The sequence below is a fragment of the Plantactinospora sp. A48 genome (assembly GCF_055793945.1).
In genome coordinates this window covers 1-23,641 of the sequence record NZ_JBTIXF010000035.1, presented here as the reverse complement: position 1 = coordinate 23,641, position 23,641 = coordinate 1, and the positions used below count along the sequence as shown (strand labels likewise).

General features: G+C 72.2%; 20 protein-coding genes. 6 read left to right on the top strand and 14 right to left on the bottom strand.

Annotated elements, in window-relative coordinates:
- Window positions 1–70: 70 nt before the first annotated feature.
- Entirely contained in the window at window positions 71–1,324 is a 1,254-nt protein-coding gene (locus tag ACXN5W_RS18640; RefSeq protein WP_473159592.1) for a phosphatidylserine decarboxylase, read from the top strand.
- Between the two features lie 110 nt (window positions 1,325–1,434).
- Here the strand turns inward: ACXN5W_RS18640 and ACXN5W_RS18635 are convergent, their stop codons facing one another.
- From ACXN5W_RS18635 to ACXN5W_RS18625, 3 genes are all read right to left on the bottom strand, one after another.
- Window positions 1,435–2,364, bottom strand: coding sequence for a CDP-alcohol phosphatidyltransferase family protein (locus ACXN5W_RS18635; protein WP_473159625.1), 930 nt, complete (start codon window positions 2,362–2,364; stop codon window positions 1,435–1,437).
- Window positions 2,365–2,706: 342 nt separating this feature from the next.
- A complete protein-coding gene (locus ACXN5W_RS18630) occupies window positions 2,707–3,627 on the bottom strand; it encodes an NUDIX hydrolase (RefSeq protein ID WP_473159591.1) in 921 nt (306 codons plus the stop codon).
- Window positions 3,628–3,772: 145 nt separating this feature from the next.
- On the bottom strand, window positions 3,773–4,720 hold the full coding sequence (locus tag ACXN5W_RS18625; protein ID WP_473159590.1) for an NUDIX hydrolase: 948 nt from the start codon (window positions 4,718–4,720) through the stop codon (window positions 3,773–3,775).
- Window positions 4,721–4,865: 145 nt separating this feature from the next.
- Here ACXN5W_RS18625 and ACXN5W_RS18620 point away from each other — a divergent pair, with 145 nt between their 5' ends.
- On the top strand, window positions 4,866–5,228 hold the full coding sequence (locus tag ACXN5W_RS18620) for a PspC domain-containing protein (RefSeq protein ID WP_473159589.1): 363 nt from the start codon (window positions 4,866–4,868) through the stop codon (window positions 5,226–5,228).
- A gap of 16 nt (window positions 5,229–5,244) precedes the next feature.
- On the opposite strand, the gene guaA is transcribed toward ACXN5W_RS18620, so the two are convergent.
- Window positions 5,245–6,798: a glutamine-hydrolyzing GMP synthase gene (gene guaA / locus ACXN5W_RS18615; protein ID WP_473159588.1), complete on the bottom strand. Its 1,554-nt coding sequence runs from the start codon at window positions 6,796–6,798 to the stop codon at window positions 5,245–5,247.
- A gap of 54 nt (window positions 6,799–6,852) precedes the next feature.
- A complete protein-coding gene (locus tag ACXN5W_RS18610; RefSeq protein WP_473159587.1) occupies window positions 6,853–8,568 on the bottom strand; it encodes an FAD-dependent oxidoreductase in 1,716 nt (571 codons plus the stop codon).
- A gap of 172 nt (window positions 8,569–8,740) precedes the next feature.
- On the opposite strand from ACXN5W_RS18610, the gene ACXN5W_RS18605 reads away from it, so the two are divergent.
- Complete coding sequence (locus tag ACXN5W_RS18605; RefSeq protein ID WP_473159586.1) at window positions 8,741–9,841, top strand: LCP family protein; 1,101 nt, start codon at window positions 8,741–8,743, stop codon at window positions 9,839–9,841.
- Between the two features lie 68 nt (window positions 9,842–9,909).
- Here the strand turns inward: ACXN5W_RS18605 and ACXN5W_RS18600 are convergent, their stop codons facing one another.
- Together ACXN5W_RS18600 and ACXN5W_RS18595 are read right to left on the bottom strand one after the other, a co-directional pair.
- On the bottom strand, window positions 9,910–10,176 hold the full coding sequence (locus ACXN5W_RS18600) for a hypothetical protein (protein WP_473159585.1): 267 nt from the start codon (window positions 10,174–10,176) through the stop codon (window positions 9,910–9,912).
- Window positions 10,177–10,349: 173 nt separating this feature from the next.
- Complete coding sequence (locus ACXN5W_RS18595) at window positions 10,350–11,324, bottom strand: trypsin-like serine peptidase (RefSeq protein ID WP_473159584.1); 975 nt, start codon at window positions 11,322–11,324, stop codon at window positions 10,350–10,352.
- A gap of 372 nt (window positions 11,325–11,696) precedes the next feature.
- Between ACXN5W_RS18595 and ACXN5W_RS18590 the strand changes: the two genes are divergently transcribed.
- Entirely contained in the window at window positions 11,697–12,434 is a 738-nt protein-coding gene (locus ACXN5W_RS18590) for a VOC family protein (RefSeq protein WP_473159583.1), read from the top strand.
- A 71-nt stretch (window positions 12,435–12,505) separates the two neighbouring features.
- Here ACXN5W_RS18590 and ACXN5W_RS18585 read toward each other — a convergent pair whose 3' ends face one another.
- The 3 genes from ACXN5W_RS18585 to guaB all read right to left on the bottom strand — a co-directional run bounded on the left by ACXN5W_RS18585 (window position 12,506) and on the right by guaB (window position 16,714).
- The gene (locus ACXN5W_RS18585) at window positions 12,506–13,918 is read right to left on the bottom strand and encodes a M1 family metallopeptidase (RefSeq protein ID WP_473159582.1); all 1,413 of its coding nucleotides are present in this window, start codon (window positions 13,916–13,918) and stop codon (window positions 12,506–12,508) included.
- A 19-nt stretch (window positions 13,919–13,937) separates the two neighbouring features.
- Window positions 13,938–15,056: a GuaB3 family IMP dehydrogenase-related protein gene (locus ACXN5W_RS18580; RefSeq protein ID WP_473159581.1), complete on the bottom strand. Its 1,119-nt coding sequence runs from the start codon at window positions 15,054–15,056 to the stop codon at window positions 13,938–13,940.
- A 110-nt stretch (window positions 15,057–15,166) separates the two neighbouring features.
- Complete coding sequence (gene guaB, locus ACXN5W_RS18575; RefSeq protein WP_473159624.1) at window positions 15,167–16,714, bottom strand: IMP dehydrogenase; 1,548 nt, start codon at window positions 16,712–16,714, stop codon at window positions 15,167–15,169.
- A 280-nt stretch (window positions 16,715–16,994) separates the two neighbouring features.
- Here guaB and ACXN5W_RS18570 point away from each other — a divergent pair, with 280 nt between their 5' ends.
- On the top strand, window positions 16,995–17,393 hold the full coding sequence (locus ACXN5W_RS18570) for a DUF5319 domain-containing protein (protein WP_473159580.1): 399 nt from the start codon (window positions 16,995–16,997) through the stop codon (window positions 17,391–17,393).
- A 26-nt stretch (window positions 17,394–17,419) separates the two neighbouring features.
- Here ACXN5W_RS18570 and ACXN5W_RS18565 read toward each other — a convergent pair whose 3' ends face one another.
- On the bottom strand, window positions 17,420–18,403 hold the full coding sequence (locus ACXN5W_RS18565; RefSeq protein WP_473159579.1) for a LuxR C-terminal-related transcriptional regulator: 984 nt from the start codon (window positions 18,401–18,403) through the stop codon (window positions 17,420–17,422).
- 496 nt (window positions 18,404–18,899) lie between these two features.
- On the opposite strand from ACXN5W_RS18565, the gene ACXN5W_RS18560 reads away from it, so the two are divergent.
- Window positions 18,900–19,289 carry a WhiB family transcriptional regulator gene (locus ACXN5W_RS18560; RefSeq protein WP_473159578.1) on the top strand — a complete coding sequence of 130 codons (390 nt, stop codon included), beginning with the start codon at window positions 18,900–18,902 and terminating at the stop codon, window positions 19,287–19,289.
- A 126-nt stretch (window positions 19,290–19,415) separates the two neighbouring features.
- Here ACXN5W_RS18560 and ACXN5W_RS18555 read toward each other — a convergent pair whose 3' ends face one another.
- From ACXN5W_RS18555 to groES, 3 genes are all read right to left on the bottom strand, one after another.
- Complete coding sequence (locus ACXN5W_RS18555; RefSeq protein ID WP_473159577.1) at window positions 19,416–20,966, bottom strand: molybdopterin-dependent oxidoreductase; 1,551 nt, start codon at window positions 20,964–20,966, stop codon at window positions 19,416–19,418.
- Window positions 20,967–21,177: 211 nt separating this feature from the next.
- On the bottom strand, window positions 21,178–22,818 hold the full coding sequence (gene groL, locus ACXN5W_RS18550; RefSeq protein ID WP_473159576.1) for a chaperonin GroEL: 1,641 nt from the start codon (window positions 22,816–22,818) through the stop codon (window positions 21,178–21,180).
- A gap of 104 nt (window positions 22,819–22,922) precedes the next feature.
- Window positions 22,923–23,237, bottom strand: a complete 315-nt coding sequence (gene groES, locus ACXN5W_RS18545; RefSeq protein ID WP_473159575.1) for a co-chaperone GroES — start codon at window positions 23,235–23,237, stop codon at window positions 22,923–22,925.
- Window positions 23,238–23,641 lie beyond the last annotated feature (404 nt).

The following is a 23,641-nucleotide window of genomic DNA, read 5'->3' as shown; positions in this document are numbered from 1 at the left end:
CCGGCCCGGCCCGCCGCGCCGGGTCCGCCCGCGTCCGATCGCCCGCACCTCCCAGAGGAGTTCGCCCGAGATGACCCAGTACCCCGTCGCGCCAGGCGGTCAGCCCGCCGGGGCGGTGCCCGTCGGTGAGCGCGCCGCCCGCGCCCTGACCGCCGAGTTCGCCCGGCACCAAGGTCCGAAGAGCGGCCTGGTGGTGGGGGCGGGTCCCGACTCCGCCGTGCTGGCGGCGGCGCTGGACGGGCTGTTGCCGGGCGACACGCTCACGGTCGTTCCCGCCGAGCCGACCGGCGCCGCCGGCCTGCGCGAGCAGGTCGCGGCCCGGGGCGAATGGGTCACCGAGCGGATCCGGGTGGTCGATTCGCTGGCCGAGGCGGAACCGGTCGACATGGTGGTGGCAGCCGAGCCGTTCACCGGAACGGCCGACGAGGCCCGGGCCGCCATCGACGGCCTGGTGAAGTACCTCGCCGAGGGTGGCGTGCTCAGCGTCGTCGCTCCGGCTCCGCCCGGCCGGACCGCCGGCGCCGCCGCCGAACTCGACCGGCAGGCGGTGCTCTTCGGCGTGAGCAGCGACCTCGTGCTGCGGAACCGGCCACCACTGCGGGTGCACCGGTTGCGCTACACCCCGGCTTCGGTGTCCACGGCGGCCCGGCTGGCGCCCGCGTACCGCACCTCCAGTGTGCCGCTGACCCGCGGCATGCACATCGACTCGAACGGGGTGGTCGCCGGTGGCATCGCGGTGGGGCTCGCCGCGCTGGCCCGGCTGACCCGGCCGAAGTCCCGGCTCTGGCTGCTGCCGGCCCTGGCCGCTCCCGTGGTCGCGGCCTTCTTCCGGGACCCGGAGCGGGCCGTGCCCGAGGACCCGTCCGCCGTGGTGGCCGCGGCCGACGGGCAGGTGTTGTCGGTCCAGCGGCTCCAGGACGAGCGGTTCGGTTCGGGCGAGTTCCTGCGGATCGCGGTCTTCCTCTCCGTGCTGGACGTCCACGTGAACCGGTCGCCGGTGGCCGGCAAGGTGGTCGACTACTTCGTGGCCGACGGCGGCTTCGCCGCCGCGATGCGCCCGGACGCCGAGCACAACGTCGCCGCGTACACGGTGCTGGACACCGACCACGGCACGGTGGTGGTGGCGCAGCGTACCGGCCTGATCGCCCGGCGGATCGTCCAGCGTGCGCCGGTCGGCGCCCTGCTGGCCCGAGGGGAACGATTCGGCCTGATCCGGTTCGGCTCCCGGACCGACGTCTACCTGCCGGCGAACGCCGCCGAACCGCTGGTCGGGCCGGGCGACCGGGTGATCGGCGGAGCCAGCGTCATCGCCCGCTGGATCTGAACCGCCGAGGAACCTGACCCCCGAGGAACTGAAACGCCGAACGGGCGTTCCCGCCGAAGCGGGAACGCCCGTTTCCACAGTCACCCGCGGTGCGGCTGGCGGTCAGAAGCTCACGCGGTACGCCGCTGGCGCAGCCACAGCAGTGGCCCGCTGACCAGATAGGCCAGCACCGCCAGGGCGAACGTCACCCGCACGTCGATCAGGGCGCCGACCACCGGCACCAGCCACAGCCACGGCGGCAGCTTGACCAGCCGGGCCAGCTTGGCGTACGGGAAACTCGACACCATGGTGAAGGCGAGCGCGCCGACACCGGCGACCTGGACGAGCCCGGCGACCGGCAGCCCGATCAGGACGGCCAGGGCCAGTACCGCGGCCGCCATGGTGGTGGGCACCCCGCAGAAGAAGCGGCCGTCCTTGGGCGAGACGTTGAACCGGGCGAGGCGAACGGCCGCGCACGCGGCGACCAGGGCACAGGCAACCGCCGCAGCCGGGGTGGAGACGGTGCCGGCCAGCGAGGCGTAGACCACGACCGGAGCGGCGAGACCGAACGAACACATGTCGGCCAGCGAGTCCATCTGGGCGCCGAACGGGCTGGCCACGCCGAGTCGCCGGGCCAGCGCGCCGTCCAACCCGTCGAAGGCCACGCACGCGATCAGGCACAGCGCCGCGATCCGCACGTCGTCGTGCATGGCCAGCATGATGGCGGTGATGCCCAGCATCAGGCTGGCCAGGGTGCAGGCGTTGACCAGCGCGAACCGCAGCCGGCGGGCGAGCGTACGCTCCCCCGGCAGCAACGGGATGGTCATCCCGGTGCCGGACTCGTCCACCGCCGTTGTCGGGCCGACGGCCGGGCTGACCGGCAGCACCGCGTCGAGGGACGACTCGGCCAGCCGGCTGCGCGAGTACCGGCCGGCAAGGCGGTGGCCCTCGCTGTGGTAGTGCTCCGACCGGACGAGACCGGCGACGCCACCCGGTTGGTGGCCGCGCCGCCCGACCCGGACCAGCAGCACCTGGCGGGCGAGCGTCCCGCTCCGCCGCAGACCACCCGCCCAGCGGCGTCCTGCGGGACCCGGGCTGTCCGCCGTACGACGCCGGCGCCAAGGGGCTCTCGGCACGTTTCCTCCATCACCGAACGCCTCATCCGCCCGCCGCGGGCGGCCGTCCGGCTGTCTCCTACCGGGCCCATGACCCGGTAACCGATTTGGGCGGCCTACACCATCGCACAAACCACGGACGATGGCGATAGCTGGCTAGCGGCGCATTTCTCCCGCAAGGCCGTGACCCGGGCAAACCTTTCAGTCTGCGCATAACGGCACATCATCGGATCACGCCCGATCGGTCAGTTTACCGGAGCCATCCAAACCGGTCAGTGGTGGCGGGCGTTATGACAGGTATTGCCTGGTTATCCGGCTGGTCACCCCGGTCAGCGGCAGCTCGGCGAGATCCTCCCGGGCGAACCAACCGGCCGCCGCCGTCGACCCCCCGGCCGCCTCGGTCACCCTGGCCTCCGTGGGCGCGTCAACCGACACCCGGTAGACCACCCGGACCGTGTGCCAGTCCACCGGGTAGCCCTCCGGTCCCAGCGCGGCGGGATTGTGCGACGAGTCCACGTCGAGCAGGCCGGTCAGCCCACCCACCTGCCCGGCCTCCTCCGCCAGCTCCCGCAACAGCCCGGTGGCCGGCTGCTCACCGTGGTCGGTGCCCCCACCGGGCAGGTGCCACCGGCCGGCCCCGGGATAGCCCTCGGCGATCCTGGTCAGCAACACCCGGCCGGTCGGATCGGTGACCAACCCGTACGCCCCGAAGCGTTGACCCCGCCGGGGCACGGCCGGAGCCAGCGTACGGCGCGGGCGGGCACCCGCCCCGGGATGCCTCCGCGACGACAGCGGCGTGACCGGCTGCCCCAGCAGGTCTGCGGTGAACGGCATCAGCGGCAGCCCGGACAGCTCCGCCGAGCCGACCCACCGGACGAGATCGGTGGTGCCCACGGCCTCGGTCCGCAGCGTCCCGGACACCGGCCGGACCTCGAAGACGATCCGGTCCAGGTGCCACTCCACGTCGAGATCCGGCACCTGCCGCACCTCGGCCACCGCGGCCAGCAGGCGGACGGGCTCGACGGTCAGCCCGGTTTCCTCGGCGAACTCGCGGACCAGAGCCGTCACCGGGTGCTCGCCGTGCTCCAGGCCACCGCCCGGGATCTGCCACACGCCGGGCAGATCGCTGTGCGCCGAGGCGCGGGCCAGCAGCACAGCCGACCCGTTCCGGCACAGCCCGTACGCCCCGATCCGCCGCCGCCGTTCCACCCGAACCCTCCGTCCGCCCTGGGCCGCCCCCAGGTCAACACATCATCGGCGAACCCGGAGGGTCAAGGCAGCTCGGACCCCCCAGGTTCGCCGAAGTTGCGTTGAGCCACCCGCCCGGCGCGGACCGGCGGCGCGGACGGGTCGGTCAGCGCAGGCCGGCGGCGCGGACGGCTTCGGCGGTGACCTCGGTCAGCAGGTCAGCGGGCAGCGCGGCCAGCTCGGCGGCGCCGAACCAGCGAGCGTCACAGGTGGAACCACCCACGTCGCGTACGGTCAGCGGCGCCGGATCGTCGATCACCACGCGGTAGAAGGCGCGCACCCCGTGCCAGTCGATCGGGTACCCCTCGGGACCCAGCGATGCCGCGTCCCGATGGCTGGCGACGCCCAGCAGCTCGACCAACCGGCCCTGCTGCCCGGTCTCCTCCACGAGCTCGCGGATGAGCGCCGTGCCGGGCTGCTCGCCGTAGTCGGTGCCGCCGCCGGGCAGGTGCCAGCGCCCGGCCCCCGGGTAACCGTCCGCGATCCGGGTCAGCAGCACCCGGCCGACCGGGTCGGTGGCCACCGCGTACGCGGCGAACCGTTGGGCCCGGTGCAGCCCGTCCGGACCGGGCACGGCGTTGAACGACGGGAAGTCCGGCACCTCGTCCGGGCAGCGGTCGATGGGCGCCGACGGCAGTCCCAGGGCGCGGGCGGTGAACGGCCGCAACGGCAACTGGGCCGCCTCGTCCAGGGTCACCCAGCGGGCCAGGTCGGTCGGCTGCCCGATCCGGTCACAGAGGCTGCCGCCCCGGACCGACACCTGGTAGAGCAACCGGTCCGTGTGGATGGTCACCCCCCGGTGCGGCATGGACCGCATGTCGGCGAGTACGTCCCGCAGGTTGGCCACGCTGACCGACAGGCCGGTCTCGGCGGCTGTCTCCCGGACCACGGTGTGGTGCGGGTCCTCACCATGGTCCACGGCACCGCCGGGCAGCGACCAGACCCCCGGCGTGCCGGACCGGGGCGAGGCCCGGACCAGCAGAACCTTTCCCTCGCCGTTGACGCAGACTCCGTACGCCGCAATCCTGCGAAGCGGCTCCAGCGCGATCGTCACGAGTCTGAATTCTCCTCGGACGTCATGTCTCGACCGTGAACTGAGTCGGATTCCTGACACTAGACTCGCCCCTCAGGGGTCGGTCAGGGTATTGATCCGGGCGCTTCCCGAGGCGGTTCGCCCCGTCGGCGGGGACCGTTGGGGCATGACCTATCCACCCCAGTCACAGGCTCCGTACCGGCAACTCCGCCGACCGACCACCGACCGCATGATCGCCGGGGTGGCCAGTGGCCTCGGCCGCTACTTCGGGGTGGACCCGACCCTGGTCCGGGTGTGCTTCGCGGTCGCCGGCCTGCTCACCGCGGGCGTCGCGCTGCTCGCGTACCCGATCATGTGGTTCCTGATGCCCGAGGAGCCGCCGGACGCGCCCGCCTGGCCGCACGCCACGGGCACCGCGCCCGCCTGGCCGCACGCCACGGGCACCGCGCCGGGTCGGGGGGTGCCGCGCGGGGCCTACCCGCCGGTCGACCCGGCACTCCGGCCGCCGGCGCCGCCCACCGCCGGGTGAGGCGCCGGTACCCCGGTCACTCCCACTCGATGGTGCCCGGCGGCTTGCTGGTGATGTCCAGGACCACCCGGTTCACCTCCGGTACCTCGTTGGTGATCCGGGTCGAGATCCGAGCCAGCACGTCGTAGGGCAACCGGGACCAGTCGGCGGTCATGGCATCCTCGCTGGAGACCGGCCGCAACACCACCGGATGCCCGTAGGTGCGGCCGTCGCCCTGCACCCCGACGCTGCGCACGTCGGCCAGCAGCACCACCGGGAACTGCCAGACGTCCCGGTCGAGGCCCGCCGCGGTCAGCTCCTCCCGGGCGATCAGGTCGGCCGCGCGGAGCACCGCCAGCCGCTCCCGGTCGACCGCGCCGATCATCCGGATCGCCAGCCCGGGACCCGGGAACGGGTGCCGCCAGACCATCGCCTCGGGCAGCCCGAGCGCCAGGCCGAGGGCCCGCACCTCGTCCTTGAACAGCGTACGCAGCGGCTCGACCAGCGAGAATCGAAGATCCTCGGGCAGCCCGCCAACGTTGTGATGCGACTTGATGTTGGCCGTGCCGGTGCCCCCGCCGGACTCCACGACATCCGGGTAGAGGGTGCCCTGCACCAGGAACTCGACGTCACCGTGCGCGGCGATCTCCCGGGCGGCCGCCTCGAAGACCCGGATGAACTCCCGGCCGATGATCTTCCGCTTCAGTTCGGGGTCGCTCACCCCGGCCAGCGCGCCCAGGAACCGGTCCGCCGCGTCGACCACCTTGAGCTTGATCCCGGTGGCGGCCACGTAGTCCTTCTCGACCTGCTCCGCCTCGCCGGCCCGCAGCAGGCCGTGGTCGACGAACACGCAGGTGAGCTGGTCACCGACGGCCTCATGGACCAGCGCCGCGGCCACCGCCGAGTCCACCCCGCCGCTCAGGCCGCAGATGACCTCCTTGTCGCCCACCTGCGCCCGGATCCGCGCCACCTGCTCGTCGATGATGTTCTCCGGCGTCCAGGTCGGCTCGATCCCCGCGATGTCGTACAGGAACCGGCGCAACATCTCCTGGCCGTGCGCGGTGTGCCCCACCTCCGGGTGGAACTGCACGCCGGCCCGCCGACCGGCAAGGTCCTCGAACGCCGCCACCGGGGCACCGGCCGACTCGGCGGTCACCACGAACCCGGCGGGTGCCTCGGTCACGCTGTCCCCGTGGCTCATCCACACCGGAAGCTCGGCCGGCAGGTCCCGCAGCAGCGTGCCGGCGTCGGCGCGGGCCCGCAGCGGGGTGCCGCCGTACTCCCGGCTGCCGGTGTGGGCCACCGTGCCACCGAGCGCCTGGGCCATCGCCTGGAAGCCGTAGCAGATCCCGAACACCGGCACCCCGGCGTCGAGCATCCCGGCGTCGATGCCGGGCGCGCCGGGGGCGTACACGCTGGCCGGCCCGCCGGACAGGATGATCGCCGCCGGGTCCTTGGCCAGCATCTCGGCCACCGGCATCGAGTGCGGGACGATCTCCGAGTAGACCCTCGCCTCCCGGACGCGGCGGGCGATCAGCTGGGCGTACTGGGCTCCGAAGTCCACCACCAGAACCGGGCGCGGGGTACTCATGGACCCGGAGTTTACCGACAGTCACCGACGACCCGGGGTCCGGCCGGCCCTTCCCTACCAGCGGAGGGCGCCGGGGGCGTCGGCCGGAACGGCCGGGTGCCGCGGCGGGACCGGCGCCACCCGCCGGTACGCCGAGCCGAGCGCCGGTCGCGGGTCCGGCTCGCCCCTGTTCGGCCAGCACGACAGGGCCCGCTCGGCCTGGGCGGTGATGGTGAGCGACGGGTTGACGCCCAGGTTGGCCGAGACCGCGGCGCCGTCCACCACGTGCAACCCGGGGTGCCCGAACACCCGGTGGTACGGGTCGACCACGCCGGTCTCCGGGTCGGTGCCGATGGCCGCGCCGCCGAGGATGTGCGCGGTCATCGGGATGTCGAACGGCTCGGTCACCGCGCCACCGGGTACGCCGTCGATCTCCTCGGCGAGCAGCCGCGCCGCCCGGTGCCCCTCGGGAATCCAGGTCGGACTGGGGGTGCCGTGCCCCTGGGTGGCCACCAACCGCCGCCGGCCGGACCAGCCCCGCTGGTAGTGGGTGGTCAACGAGTTGTCGACCGACTGCATGACCAGTGCGATCACCGTACGCCGGGACCAGTCCCGGACCGACAGCATCCGCACCGCCAGCCGGGGTTGGCGCAGCACGCTGCCGAACCACCGGCGGAGCCGGCCGGGACCGCCGTCGACCAGCAGCGACTGGAGCAGTCCCATCAGGTTCGAGCCCCGCCCGTACCGGACCGGCTCGATGTGTGTCTGCGGGTCGGGGTGGAAACTGCTGGTGATCGCCACGCCCTCGGTGAAGTCGAGACCCCGGGACCGGGCCGCCGTCCTCGGCACCGAGGCCCCGAGGATGGCCTCCGAGTTGGTCCGGGTCAGCGCGCCCAACCGGGGGGACAGCCGGGGCAGCGCCCCGGTCGCCCGCATCCGGTGCAGCAGGCGTTGGGTGCCGAGCGCGCCGGCCGCGAACACCACCTGGTCGGCGTGGATCGTCCGGCGGTGCCGACGCGGCCAGGCACCCGTGCGGACCGTCTCGACGGTGTATCCCGGTCCGCCGGGGGCCGGCCGCACCGCCGTGACCGTGGTCAGCGGAAGCACCTCGACGCCGAGTCGTTCGGCCAGCCAGAGGTAGTTCTTGACCAGGGTGTTCTTGGCGCCGTGCCGGCAGCCGGTCATGCACGCGCCGCAGTGCAGGCAGCCGGTCCGCGCCGGCCCGGCGCCGCCGAAGTACGGATCGGGGACCACCTCGCCCGGTCGCCCGCCGAGGTGCACCCCGACCGGCGTGGCGTGGAAGGTGCCACCCACCCCCATCCGGTCGGCCACCGCCCGCATCGCCCGGTCCGCGCCGGTGACCAGCGGGTACGTCGTGCCGCCGAGCATCCGTTTCGCCTGGTCATAGTGGGGGGCCAGCTCCGAGCGCCAGTCGGTGATGTCCCGCCACTGCGGATCGGTGTAGAAGGCGTCCAGCGGCTCGTATAGGGTGTTGGCGTAGACCAGCGAACCTCCGCCGACCCCGGCGCCGGAGAGCACCAGCACCCGGGCACCCTCGGCGGTCGCGCGTCCCCCGGCGGAGCGGAGCAGGGTGATCCGCTGGATCCCGTAGCAGCCCAGCGCCGGTGCCCACAGGAACCGGCGGGCGTCCCACGAGGTCTTCGGGAACTCGTCGTCGGCGAACCGGCGGCCCGCCTCGACCAGGCCCACCGTGTAGCCCTTCTCGGCCAGCCTCAACGCGGCGACGCTGCCGCCGAAGCCGGAACCGATGACCAGCACGTCGTACTGCATGTCGCCATCATTACCGACAAGTAGCTTCCTGGCTACGTCCCGACTCCGCCGACTCGGCGTGGCCGGCCGGAACCACCTGGCCGGGGATGCGAGCAACCTTCCGGTATTCCAGCGCGTCTAGCCGGTGCGGGGAGCCCGTGGATCCGGTCGGACGACGTCGAAGGTGGTCGGCATGGCGAGTTGGTGGCGGAACGGACCGCGACGGACCACCGCGGCGTTGCTGGTGACCGTGCTGGCCGCGCCCGGCCTCGGCGGCTGCGGGCACGGCCGCCGGCCGGCCGCCGGCCCCTCGACCCCGGCGCCCAGTCCGACGCTGTCCGCCAGCCCGAGCCCGAGCCCGACCCCCGCGCTCGGCGCCGGGATCACCGGGCCGCTCACCATCCTGCTGGCCGGGGTGGACACCCGGGTCAGCGTGCCCGGCTGGGTGCCGCACTCGGACGCCGTACTCGTCATGTGGCTGCCACCCAGCCTGGACCACGCCTACCTCTTCTCGCTCCCCCGCGACCTCGTGGTGAACATCCCGGCGTTCCCCAAGGCCAAGTTTCCGGGGGAACACACCAAGCTGACCCACGCGATGAGCTACGGCAGCCGGGTGCCCGGCAAGCCCGAGAAGCCGGACGTCCGGCAGGGCTACGACCTGCTGTCGACCACGGTGCGCCGGTACACCGGGCTCCCCCGGATCGACGCGGGTGCCGTGCTCACGTTCGGCGGACTGACCCGGCTGGTGGACGCCGTCGGCGGCGTCGACCTGACCATCGACCAGCGGGTCGCGTCGATCCACCGCAGGCCCGACGGCCGGATGCGGACCCGGGTCGGTACGCACTATGTCGGTCCGCAGATGGTGTACCAGCCCGGCCGCCGGCACCTGGTGGGCTGGCAGGCGCTGGACTACGCACGGCAGCGGTACACGGCGGGCGGCGACTACACCCGGCAACGCCACCAGCAGCAACTCATCCGGGCCATCATCGGCAAGGTGCTCGACGCGGGCCTGGCCCGCGACCCGGACCGGCTGGGTCAGGTCGTCAAGGCCCTGGGCAACACCCTCACGTACGTCGACGGCGGTCAGCGGATCGTCGACTTCGCCGGCGCGCTCGGCAGCCTGCCGACCGACGCCATCACCCTGGTGGACCTGCCCGGGCACGGCGTGGGCAGCGGCAGCGGGTACCGGGGCGAGGAGCTGGAACCGATCGCCGGAAAGTTCCTGACCGCGCTGCGGACCGGCCAGGTGGACAAGTTCCTGGCCGCCCACCCGAAGCTGGTGAGCCATCGCTGAGCCACCGGTGCCTCAGCCGTCGGGCTTGGCGGTTCCGGGTCAGCAGCCTGGGCTGGTGGTGCCGGGTCTCAGCAGCTTGGGCTGGTGGTTCCGTCCGGCTGTGGGGCGCCTCGCGCCGAGCGCATCCGTTCCGGGGTCCAGTAGTCGCTTCCCGCGGTTGAGGTGCCGGTCGGCCCGACCGCGATCGAGGTGCTGACCGGCCCGGCCGCGTTCCCACCCGCGGCCGGGCACCCCCCGGCCGGGTCGGAACGCACGGCGAGCAGCCGCACCGCCACCGGCACGCCGACGGCGACGACCAGGGCCAGCAGACCCACCACCACCCATCGGCGCCGCATCGGGACCTCCTCGCGCCTCACGACCGTCTCGCGTACCCCAGGACTGTTCCGGACCGGCCTGCCTTGGACGCACCGCGACTCTTGGACGCACCGCGCCGGCCGCTCGTTCCCGCCGCCCCGGCGACCGGGTGGGCCGGGGCGTGGTCAGCCCCGGCCCGGTCGGTGGTGGGACGCTACATGTTCTGCACCGTGTTGAAGAGGCTGCCGGCCGTGTCGTCGCTGAAGTACGGGCTCTGCCACTTGTAGACCTGGGTGCGATCGTTGTTGTGCCAGAACATCCAGCTGTTGACGCCGTTCAGATAGGCCCAGAAGGTGGCGCCGTAATTGTCGAGCCACGGACCACCGCTCGCACCGCCGGTCATGTTGCACCCCAACATCGGGAAACCGCCGTCGTTGCTCGTGGTGCCGTAACAGTAGTACAGGCCGCTACCGTTGAACGGTGGGTCGGCGGGATAGCCGAACATGTACTCGTACCGGCCGTAGCCGTAGTTCCATTCGATTCCCTGGCCACCGACCGCGTCCACGATTCGTTGACCATTCTTGTTCTGCATGACAACTGCGGCGACGTCGTACGCGCGGTTTCCGTCGTTGATCCAGCCGTTCTTGGTCCACAGCTGGTAGGCGTTCCAGGTGCCGTACGGCGAGCCGCCGTGGTAGTCGGGGACGAAGGCCCAGCGGTTGACGTCGAACCAGCCCCGGCCCGACCCGCCACCGTGTACGCAGTGCCCGGCGGTGAACACCAGCCGCTTGCCGTTGCTGTTGACCGTACTGCCCGAACACGAGTGGTTCTCGCCGTGGTCGTCGACGAAGAAGACCCGGCCGGACATGGTGTGGATGCTCGCGTCGAGAACGGTGGCACCGACCGGGCTCACACCGTCCAGCTTGACGTGCCCGCCACCGCTGCGCGGCAGTACGGCCGGGGTCGTGGACGGCGCCGCCGGGGTGTCGACCGGCGTCGCGGCGGCCATCCGCTCGGGGGTCCAGTACTGCTCGGCCCGCCCACCGGCGAGGGCCGCGGCCCGGGACGATCCGGCATTCCTGGCGGCCGTCTCGGCCGCCGTAGTGGGCGCGGCGTTCGCCGGGCTCGACAGCGTCAGTCCGGCGATGACCGCACACGCGGTCAGCACTGTGATGCGCTTACGCGACATCCTTTACCCTCCCCAGTTCCGGTACGGGTTCGGTACCCGCTGCCCGTCGACAAAGGTCATTACCGGCGACTCAAAATTGATCCGCGGCGCCCGATCTTCCAGGACCGCGGCCGGGACAGGTGTCGACAATGGCCAGTCTTCGGGGTGAACCGTAGCGGGACAAGCGAGATGTCACCCTCGCGACAGCCGTCGATATTCGAATTACCTGATCAGGGAATTCGCTTTCAAGACCGATTCGAACAGATCTTCCGCAAACCGGTCTTCGGCGACCGACCCGGTCACGCCCGGACGATGCGACCGGTCCAGGGGGACCGCCGCTGACCTGCCAGTTCGGGTCCACCGCCACTCGACGCAGGCCCTAGCATCGTCAGCATGGCAACGCGGCTCGTTCAGATCAACATGAAGGCTCACGACGACTCCGCCCTGGGCGGTTTCTGGGCGGAGGTGCTCGGCTGGGAGGTCTCCAGCGAGGGACCCGGCGTGACCAACCTCGAACCCGTGGGCTTCGTCTACCCCGACCCCGTCGCCGTCTGCCTCGACCTCGTCGTCTCTCCGGAACCGAAGACGGTGAAGAACCGGGTACACGTCGACCTCGCCACCACCTCGGCGGCACATCAGGCCGAACTGGTCACCCGGCTGATGGATCTCGGCGCGACACGCGCCGACATCGGCCAGGGTGATGTCCCCTGGACGGTAATGGCCGATCCGGAGGGCAACGAGTTCTGCGTGCTGGACTGGCACGACCCGATCCAGGACACCGGACCGATCGCCTCGGTGGTGGTCGACTGCGCGGATCCGCGAGCCATGGTCCGCTTCTGGGGCGAAGCCATGGACTGGACCGTGCACAAGGTGACCGACGACAACGCGGTGCTGCGCTCCGCCAGGGGCGTCGGCCCGTACCTGCAGTTCCTCCGCACCCCCGACGTGAAATCCGGGTGGAACCGCGTCCATCTCGACATCCGGCCGTACCCGGGTGACGACCCGGAGGCCGAGGCGGCCAGGTTGCGGGCTCTCGGCGCCACCGACATCGACCTGAGCCCGAACGAGGTCCCGTGGACGGTCCTCGCCGACCCGGAAGGCAACGAGTTCTGCCTCCTCGCCCCAGCCTGACCCGGGCCATCGTCACCCGCTCACCACGACTGTTCGGGGCGGGTGGCGAGCCCAGCCCGGGAGGGGCGGCCTCAGCCCGGGATGGGGGGCGCGGACCTTCCGGTCAGCCAGTCGGTGAAGAAGCGGTCCAGCGACTTACCGGAGATCCGCTCGGCGAGCGCCCGGAAATCCGCCGTGGTTCCGTTGCCGTTGCGGCGTTCGGTCGTCCAGGCGCGCAGGATCGCGAAGAACTTCTCATCCCCGACGGTCAGCCGCAGCGCGTGTACGACCAGGGCGCCGCGCTGGTAGACCCCCGGCCCGAACATGTCCTTGCGCCCGGGATCCAGCGTCGGCCTGGTCCAGTCGGTCTTGGCGTACTGGGCGGTGAAGCTCTGCCGGACGGTCCGCTCACCGGTGTGCTCCGCCCACAGCCACTCGGCGTAGCTGGCGAAGCCCTCGTTGAGCCAGATGTCGCTCCACCGGGCCACCGAGACGCTGTCCCCGAACCACTGGTGCGCCAGCTCGTGCGCGACCACGCCCTCGTTCACCCGGGTGAAGAAGGCTTTGCCGTACACCGGCCGGGACTGGGTCTCCAGCGCGTACCGGATCCGGTCGTCGGTCACCACGATCCCGCCGTACGAGTCGAACGGGTACGGACCGAACTGGCTGCCCAGAAAGTCGATGATCCGGCCGGTGGCGGCCAGCGAACGGGCCGCGGGCCCGTCGGCGGGCTGACCTTCCGGTACGGCGATGACCATCGGACGGCCGGCGTGGGTGGTCCGGCTCACCCGGTACCTGCCGATCACCAGGGTGGACAGGTAGCTGGCCATCGGGGCCCGCTCCGACCAGCGCCAGGTGGTCCAGCCGGCGCCGGCCGGGGCGCTGCCACCGGGCACCCCGTTGCTCAACGCCACCAGGCCGTCGGGCACGGTCGCCTCGATCTCGTACGTCGCCTTGTCCAGCGGGTGGTCGTTGACCGGAAACCAGGTGCTGGCCGATTCGGGCTCGCCGAGCGCGATCGCGCCGTCGGAGGTGGACAGGAAGCCGTTGTCGCCGAGCTCCGGACTGCGGATCGGGGCGGGCACCCCCGAGTAGCGGATCTCCGTGGTGAACCGGCTGTCCCTGGCCAGCCCGGCGGACGGGGTGATCACCAGCTCGTTGCCGTCCCGGGCGCTGGTCGCGGGCGTCCCGTTCACCGTTGTCGACTCCACGGTCAGGCCGACGAGGTCGAGGTTGAACCGGGACAGCGGCGCGGTGGCGGTCGCGGTGATGGTGGCCACGCCGGTCAGCCGCTTGCTGCCCGGGTCGTACCGGACCTTGAGCGCATAGCTCGCCACGTCGTACCCGCCGTTGCCGTACGACGGGAAGTAGGCGTCGCCGAGTCCAGCGGCGCCGGGCCCGAAGCTCGCGGCGGCGGCGGCCGACCGGGCCGGCTTGACCGGCCGGTCGCCACAACCCGCCACACCGACGAGCAGGACGAGCCCGGCCGCGGCAACGGTACGCATCGTGCTCAGCGGTTCGTGCTCAGCGGTCCAGAACCAGCCCGACCCGCTGGAACTCCTTGAGGTCCCGGTACCCGCACTTGGCCATCGCCCGGCGCAGGCCACCGAACAGGTTGAGCCGGCCGTCCGGCTGGTCGGCGGGGCCGAACAGCAGCTTCTCCATGTCCCCGACCGGCTCGTGCGCCACCCCGAAGGCGCCTCGGGGCAGCGAGGGGTGGCTGGCGGCCGAGTGCCACCAGGCACCCCCGGCCGGCGCCTCGGCGGCCAGCGACAGCGGTTCGCCCAGCATCACGGCGTCGGCGCCGCAGCCGAGCGCCTTGGCGATGTCCCCCGAGGTCCGCAGGTCACCGTCGGCGATCAGGTGGACGTACCGGCCGCCCGTCTCGTCCAGGTAGTCCCGGCGGGCCGCCGCGGCGTCGGCGATGGCGGTGGCCATCGGCACCCGGATCCCCAGCACCGACTCGGTGGTGGACCACTCGTCACCGCCGACCCCGACGATCACGCCGGCCGCTCCGGTACGCATCAGGTGCAGCGCGGTCTTGTAGTCGGTGCAGCCGCCGGCCACCACCGGCAGGTCCAGGTCGGCGATGAACTCCTTGAGGTTCAGCGGCTCGTCGGTGGTGGAGACGTGCTCGGCGGAGACCAGCGTGCCCTGGATGACCAGGATGTCGACGCCGGCGTCCAGGATCACCGGCGCCAGCGTCAGGGTGTGCTGCGGTGACACCCGCACCGCCACCGTGCCGCCGTCGGTACGCAGTTCCCGGACCCGCTCGGCGATCAGCTCGGGCCGGATCGGCTCGGCGTAGATCTCCTGGAGGCGCCGGGTGGTGCGGGCGTCCTCACCGAGCGCGGCCAGCTCCTCGAAGAGCTTGGTCGGGTCCTCGTAGCGGGTCCACAGCCCTTCGACGTTGAGCACGCCGAGGCCACCGAGCCGGCTCAGCGTGGCCGCCGACGCCGGGCTCATGGTGGCGTCCGAGGGGTGGCCGAGGCACGGGATGGCGAACTCGTAGGCGTCGAGCTGCCAGGCCGTGCTCACGTCGTCGACGTCCCGGGTCCGGCGGCTGGGCACGATGGCGATGTCGTCCAGGTGGTAGCCGCGCTGCGCCGTCTTACCCAGTCCGATCTCGACCACGTCACGCATGGGGAACTCCACTCATCGAAGGGGTGGCCGGCGCCTCGTCTTCGCGGCCGGGCGGTGGGACCGGGAGAGTCGGGAACCCCGCGGCGACCGGCGGGGTTTCCCGAGAGTCTCTACCGGCTGTGGTAGTTGGGTGCCTCGACGGTCATCTGGATGTCGTGCGGGTGGCTCTCCTTGAGGCCGGCCGCCGTGATCCGGATCAACTGGCCACGCCGGTGCAGGTCGGGAACGGTTTCCGCGCCCGCGTACCCCATGGCCAACCGCAACCCGCCGACGAGCTGGTGGGCGACCCGGGACAGCGGGCCGCGGTAGGGTACCTGCCCCTCGACGCCCTCCGGTACCAGCTTCTCCTCGTTGGACACGTCCTGCTGGAAGTAGCGGTCCTTGGAGTACGACCGGGCCTGTCCCCGGGACTGCATCGCACCGAGCGACCCCATCCCGCGGTACGCCTTGAACTGCTTGCCGTTGATGAACATCAGCTCACCCGGGCTCTCCTCGCAGCCGGCGAGGAGGCTGCCCAGCATCACCGTGTCGGCACCGGCCACCATCGCCTTGGCGATGTCCCCCGAGTACTGGATGCCACCGTCGCCGATCACCGGCACTCCGGCCGGCCGGCAGGCCCGGGAGGCCTCCATGATCGCGGTGATCTGCGGCACACCGACCCCGGCGACGACCCGGGTGGTGCAGATCGCGCCCGGCCCGACCCCCACCTTGACCCCGTCGGCGCCGGCGTCGACCAGGGCCTTCGCGCCCGCGTACGTCGCCACGTTGCCGCCGATGACGTCCACGGCGGTGTCCCGCTTGAGCGCCCGGACCATGTCCAGCACCGCCCGCTGGTGCCCGTGCGCGGTGTCCACGATCAGCACGTCCACCCCGGCGTCGACCAGGGTGCGGGCCCGCTTGTACGACTCGTCGCCGACCCCGACCGCGGCGGCCACCCGAAGCCGGCCCGCGCCGTCCTTGGTGGCCAGCGGGTACTGCTCGCTCTTGGTGAAGTCCTTGACCGTGATCAACCCGCGCAGCCGGCCCGCCTCGTCCACCAGCGGCAGCTTCTCCACCTTGTGCTGGCGGAGCAGCTCCAGCGCCGCGTCCTTGGTGACCCCCACCGACGCGGTGACCAGCGGCATCCGGGTCATGATCTCGTGTACCGGGGTGGCCGGGTCGGTGACGAACCGCATGTCGCGGTTGGTGACGATGCCCACGAGCTGGCCGTCGCGGTCCACCACCGGAACGCCGGAGATCCGGTACTTGCCGCACAGGTCGTCGACCTCGCGCAGCGTGTCGTCGGGGCTGGCGGTCACCGGGTTGGTGATCATGCCCGACTCGGAGCGCTTGACCAGATCCACCTGGATCGCCTGGTCCTCCTCCGACAGGTTGCGGTGCAGCACGCCGATGCCGCCCTGGCGGGCCATCGCGATCGCCATCCGGGCCTCGGTCACGGTGTCCATCGGGCTGGAGACCAGCGGGATGGTGAGTTCGACGCCACGACTGAGCCGGGTAACGGTGTTGACCCGGCTGGGCACCACATCCGACTCACCGGGTTGCAGCAGTACGTCGTCGAACGTCAGACCCAGCGGCACCACCCGCGCGGAGCCGGCCGGAAGCTCGGGCACCTGGCCACCGATCTGCCGGTGGTCGTCGCCCTGCGGTGAGTTGTCCACGAGTTGTCCCCTGAAGCTGGTCGACGGTGCCTGGGTTCCCACGCGCCGGAGCGTCCGACGGCGCGGACACGTCGCCGGCTCGCCGGCCGAAGGCCGGGGGCGCGCTGGATTCGCGGCGACCGGAGGTCGCGTTGGGGTTCATCGTACCCAGACCGCCCGGACCGCTCACCGGACCGCTCACCGACCCGGCGCCGGATCGCCGGGCGGACCGACACCGAACCGTCCCACCGGGCCGCCGCGGGGCGAGCGGGGCGGCCGTCAATGCAGCTACGGTGGAGGGGTGCACGACGAGCCCATCGACCCGTTCAACGGCGACCCGGCCGACCCCGCCGCGGGCCTTGACGACCCGGTCGACGACGGCGCGCTCGATCCGCTGACCGAGATCGAGCGGCAGGACGTGTTGGAGGACCTCGCGGACCTCGAGGTCTACCAGGCATTACTCGGCCCCACGGGGGTTCGTGGACTCGTGATCGAGTGTGAGGACTGCCGGGAGCCGCACTACTTCGACTGGGACCTGCTGCGCGGCAACCTGCGCCACCTGCTCGACTCGGGGCGGCCCCGGGTGCACGAACCGGCCTACGATCCGGATCCGGACCACTACGTGACCTGGGAGTACGCCCGCGGTTACGCCGACGGCGTACACGACACGCTCAGCGAGGCCGAGGAAGAGGCCAGCTGACGCCGGTCAGGCCCAACCGACGCTGGTCAGGCCACCAGGCCGGCGCGGAACCCGGCCGCCACCGCGTGGGCCCGGTCCCGGGCACCGAGCTTGCGGAACAGGCGCCGGGCGTGCGTCTTGACGGTGTCCTCGGAGACGAACAGTTCCCGACCGATCTCCGCGTTGCTCTTGCCGTCGGCCATGCCGATCAGCACCTGCATCTCCCGTTCGGTGAGTGTCACCCGGCGGGCCGGCCCCCGAGAGTGGCTGGCGTTGCCCTCGCCCCGGCGGGCCCGGCCGTAGCGGGCCTCCGGCGGCGTGTTGCCGACGCGCGCGTCGTCCGCGCCCGGATCGTCGTCGGCGCCCCGCCCGTCCGGACCGTCCTCGCCCCGTTGCACCGGTACCACCGTCGGCCCGGAGTGGTCGGGATGGGTGCCGGCGGCCGTCTCGGCGTCGGTCGCCGGTCGGCCGTGGCCGGCCGGCCGGGTGGCGTCGGGCAGGTTGCCGGTCAACCTTCCGGTGGTGGCCGGGCCGGTGATCCGGGCACCGGGATGCGCGCCCGGATCGCCGGGATGCGCGGTGCCCGCCGCGCCGTCCGGTGCGACCCGGGCCGCACCGGGCAACGCACCACCGGGACGCGGCGGGGCCGCCCGGCCACCCCGACCGGGCACGCTGAGCAGCAGCATCGCCTTGGCCACGGCACCCACCAGGTCCTGGTCGCCGGCGGAGACCAGCCCACGGGCGCCGGCCGCGATGGCCGCCGCCGCCACCCCCGGCTCCTCCGAACCGAACAACACCACCGCGGCGCCCGGTGACCGGGCCAGCACCCGCCGGGTGAAGCCGGCGCTGTCCGGACGGGTCAGGGCGGTATCCGCCAGCACCACGTCGGCGGGCCGCTCCGCGAGCCGCAGCATCACCTCCGGGCCCGAGACGGCGGTCCGGACGGCGGCACCCAACCCGAGGCGGGCCGCGGCCGCGGCGACGTTCTGCGCCGCGAGCGGGGTCCGGACACAAACCAGGACGGTACGCACGAGTGGCCTCCTTCCTCAGTGAGGAGAACACGACAAGCAGTGATCATGACGAGTTTCCGCAGTAGAACGAGCGAAGTTTCTGCCCGGATCCGGCCGTTCAGCCGAGCCGCGTCGTTCGTTCCGTCTGCCGGCGCGGGTCCGGTCCGCCGGTGCCGGCACCGACGACGCGCCCACTTCGGGGGGGAGCCTTCACCGGGCGGTTCGCCCGAGGGTCCGGCGCGCCACCGGCCCGGAATGCTGCCGGGCCACCGCCCGAGAGACGCCCGGTCCGGCGTACCGCCGGAGGACCCACTGTGACGGCGGGGTCACCGCGGGCCGACCGGCAAACCGGTCGACGCGAACGGCTGCGGGTTTTTGATCGTCCGACGTGTGAGTTGGACGCGCATGGGGTATCGCGATGGTCAGGTCGGAAACCGGAGCGCCTGCGCGGCCCGCCGCCCGGATCCGCACCTGCTGGTGGACGGTCATCGCGGTGCCGCGCGGGAGGAGGGGGCTGATGTCGAACGTTCGCAGATTGCCCGGACCCATCGTCGATCTCTGGGAATGGCAGCGGCTCGGTGCCTGCCGAGGCCGCGACAGTGCCCAGTTCTTCCATCCCGACGGGGAACGCGGGTCCTCCCGCAACCGTCGGGAGATGAGCGCCAAGGCTGTCTGCGCCGCCTGCCCGGTCCGTGCGGAGTGCGCCGCACACGCCCTGTCGGTACGTGAGCCGTACGGTGTGTGGGGCGGGTTCAGCGAGTCCGAACGGCTCCGGCTGCTCGCCGTGGGTTGGGAGGACCTCGCCGACCGCCGCCGCAACCGGGTCGACATCGCCCGGCTGGAGGCGCGCCTCGGCCGGCCGCACAAGAGCACCGTCCCCGCGCAGCGCCAGGCGCCCGCCGCCTGAGCCGCACCCGTCGACATCGTTCGGGCGCGGTTCCTGGGATCCCGGGAACCGCGCCCGAAGCCTGTCAGCGGACCGTGACCGGGAATCAGCGCACCATGACCGGGTTCAGCAGACCGTGGCCGAGGCTCAGCGGACCGTGACCGAGACCGTGTGCCAGCCGGTGGCGCCGTTCGGGGCCACCGGCGCCGGCTCCCCGGTCTGCACCTCGCCGGTCGCGTCCGTGGCCCGCACCTGAAGGGTGTGCTCGCCCGGCGTCGCCGGCCACTGCCACATCCACTGCACCCAGGTGTCCGCCGAGACGGTCGGGGCCAGCGTCGCGGATTGCCACGGGCCGTTGTCGACGCGGACCTCGACCGCCCGGATGCCCCGGTGCTGCGCCCAGGCCACGCCCGCGACCGGGATCGTCCCGGCGGTCAACCGGTCACGCTGGCGCGGGGTGTCGATCCGGGACTGCGTCTTGATGGGTCCCTGCGCCGACCAGCCCCGGGGTACCCAGTAGGCGTCGAAGTCGGCGAACGAGGTGAGTTCCAGCTCGGTCACCCACTTGCACGCCGACACGTAGCCGTACAGGCCGGGCACCACCATCCGGACCGGGAAGCCGTGCTCGATCGGCAGCGGCTCGCCGTTCATCCCGACGGCCAGCAGCGCGTCCCGGCCGTCCAGCAGCACCGAGGTCGGGGTGCCGCAGGTCCAACCGTCGACCGAGCGGCCCACCACCTGGTCGGCCCCGTCCAGCGGGTCGGCCTCGGCGAGCAGGTCCGCGACGCGTACCCCCAGCCAGCGTGCGTTGCCGATGAGGTCGCCGCCGACCTCGTTGGAGACGCAGGCCAGGGTGATGTCCCGTTCCACCATCGGGCGGGCCAGCAGCTGGGCGAAGTCCAGCGTGAGCGGGTTGCGGACCCGACCGTGGACGCGCAGCCGCCACTGCGCGGGATCGACCTGCGGGACGGCCAACGCGGTGTCGATCCGGTAGAAGGCGAAGTTCGGCGTGGTGTAGCGGGCGAGTCGCGGCAGCGACAGGTCGGCGCCGGCCGGCACCGGCGGGGCCGGGGTGGCCGGGGTGGGCAGCTGCACGGTGGCCCGGGCGGCGGAGACGCTGCGGCGGGTGGCGAGCCAACGCCCGGCGTACCCGGTGACGACAGCGGCGCCGAGCGCGGCGCCGGCGCCGGTCAGGAACCGCCGCCGGCCGGCCTGCCACTCCGCGACGGCGTGCTCGTCGGCCGGCTCGGCCGGAGCGACCGGGATCTCCAGCGGCCCGGCGAGAAGCAGCCAGAGCGCGCCCACGCCCAGGGCCGCGCCGACCAGGGTGGGCAACGCCGCCGCCGGGCCGGCGCCGGGCCGGGTCACCGCGGCGGCCACGCCGAGCGCCGCGAACGCGGCGATGCCGGCCGGCCCGATCCAGAACCGCCGCCGGGCGAGCAGCCCGATCACCGCCGCGAAGCAGCCGAGCAGGATCGCGGTGCCGGTGAGCAGCGCCAGCTTGTCGTGTACCCCGAAGATGTCGATGGCGAACTGTTTGACCGGCGCGGGTACGGCGTCCACCACGACGCCGCCGACCGCGACCAGCGGGGCGGACCGGGCTCCGGTGAGCACCGCCACCGGTTCGGCGGCGCCCAGCGCCACCGCCGCGGCGGCGACCCCGGCCAACGCCGCGAAGAGACGCGATCTACTACGCACCGACCCAGTCTCACCGATCCCGCCCCCACCCCGACACCCACGTCACCATTCGGTAACCACTACCCCCCGGCACCGCCCCACTCCGTTGATCATGAAGTTAGCGGGGTCCAGGAAGATCAAATCGACCGTTAACCTCATGATCAACGCAGAACGGGGCGGGCGCCGACGTGGTGTCGGTGCCCGCCCCCGGATCGGTGTGCGGGAACTCGGGTCAGAAACCCGGGCCGTGCTGGTGGCCGTGACCGTGGCCGTGGCCACCGGCGGCGGCCGGCTCCGACTCAGCCGGCTTCTCCACTACCAGGCTCTCGGTGGTGAGCAGCAGACCCGCGATCGAGGCGGCGTTCAGCACCGCGTTGCGGGTCACCTTCACCGGGTCGATGATGCCGGAGGCGACCAGATCGACGTACTCGCCCTTCGCCGCGTCGAGGCCACTGCCCCACTCGCCGGCAACGACCTTCTGCACCACGACGTAGCCGTCGTGACCCGCGTTCTGGGCGATCCACCGCAGCGGCTCGACCAGCGCCTTACGGACGATGGAGACGCCGGTCTTCTCATCCCCGGTCAAGCCCAGGTCGTCGTCCAGCACCGAGACGATGTGCGCGAGCGCGGCGCCACCACCGGGCACCGTACCCTCCTCGACCGCGGCCTTGGTCGCCGAGATGGCGTCCTCGATGCGGTGCTTGCGCTCCTTCATCTCGACCTCGGTGGCGGCGCCGGCCTTGATCACCGCGATGCCGCCGGAGAGCTTCGCCAGCCGCTCGGCCAGCTTCTCCCGGTCCCAGTCGGAGTCCGAAGCCTCGATCTCCTTGCGGATCTGGCTGACCCGGTCGGCCACCTCGCTGCTCTGGCCCTTGCCGTCGATGATGGTGGTGTTCTCCTTGTCCACCACCACCCGACGCGCGCCGCCGAGCACCTCAAGGCCCACCTGGTCCAGCTTGTAGCCCAGCTCCGGGGCGACCAGCTCGGAACCGGTGAGGATCGCCATGTCCTGCAACATGGCCTTGCGACGGTCGCCGAACCCGGGCGCCTTGACCGCGCAGACCTTGAGGGTCTTGCGGATCGAGTTGACCACCAGGGTGGCCAGCGCCTGACCCTCGACGTCCTCGGCCACGATCAGCAGCGGCTTGCTGTCGGAGAGGATCTTCTCCAGCAGCGGCAGCAGCTCCTCGATCGCCGAGATCTTCTGGGTCGTGATCAGGATGTACGGGTCGTCGAGCACCGCCTCCTGACCCTCGGTGTCGGTCACGAAGTTCGGCGAGATGAAGCCCTTGTCGAACTGCAGACCCTCGGTGACCTCCAGCTCGGTGGCGAGCGTGGAGCCCTCCTCGACGGTGATGACACCGTCCCGGCCGACCCGCTCCATGGCCTCGGCGATCATCTCGCCGATGGTGGCGTCCTGCGCGGAGATCGTCGCGACGTGCGCGACGGACTCCTTGCCGCCCACCTCCACGGCCCTGCCGAGCAGGGCCTCGGAGACCTTGTTGGCCGCCGCGTCGATGCCGCGCTTGAGGCTGGTCGGGTTGGCCCCGGCGGCCACGTTGCGCAGGCCCTCCCGGACCAGGGCCTGGGCCAGCACGGTCGCGGTGGTGGTCCCGTCGCCGGCGACGTCGTTGGTCTTGGTCGCCACCTCCTTGACCAGCTGCGCGCCGAGGTTCTCGTACGGGTTGGTGAGCTCGATCTCCTTGGCGATGGTCACGCCATCGTTGGTGATCGTGGGCACACCGAATTTCTTGTCCAGAACGACGTTGCGCCCGCGGGGGCCGAGGGTGACCTTGACCGTGTCAGCGAGAGCGTTGACACCGTGCTCCAGCAGGTGCCGGGCGTCGTCCGAGAAGCTCAGGATCTTCGCCATTGATGTCCCTTCAAGGCGACACAGCCCCGGCCCGGCGAGCCGGTCCGGGGCTGGTCACTTGGATGAGGTTGCTTGGAGTGGTCGGCGATCGTCGCCGGCGACTCTTACTTCTCGATGACTGCGAGGACATCGCGGGCGGAGAGCACCAGGTACTCCTCGCCGGCGTACTTGACCTCGGTGCCGCCGTACTTCGAGTAGAGGACGGTCTCGCCGACCTTGACGTCAACCGGGATCCGGTTGCCGGAGTCGTCGACCCGACCCGGGCCGACGGCGAGGACGGTGCCCTCCTGCGGCTTCTCCTTGGCGGTGTCGGGGATCACGATGCCCGACGCCGTGGTCGTCTCAGCCTCGTTCGCCTGGACCAGAATCCGGTCCTCGAGCGGCTTGATCGCAACCTTGGTCGCGGTAGTCACGGGCATACCCTCCTGGGGTATCAGGTTCCTGTGCCGGTCGGCGACCGACCAGCGTCAATCTCTGCCACATGTCCACCGGGCGGGTCCGTCGTCGCGGGTGCCGGTCCGCCTGGCGTTGTCGCTCGCGGGCTGACCCGCGGGCTGGCACCCTCAGTCGGAGAGTGCTAATCGCAGGTTATTCCGGTGGCTAGCACTCCGTCAAGGAGAGTGCCAATCCGGGCGGGTCCGGGGTGTGGCTGCTGGGCCCCGGGGGTGGGGGTGTGGCTGCTGGGCCCCGGGGTGGGGGTGGGGCTGCTGGGCCCCGGGGTGGGGGGGGGGGGGGGGGGGGGGGGGGGGGAGGGGGAGTGGGGGGGGCGTGGGCGGAGGTGGTGTGACCCCCCCAGTCCAAACCCACGGAAGCACCGGACTTC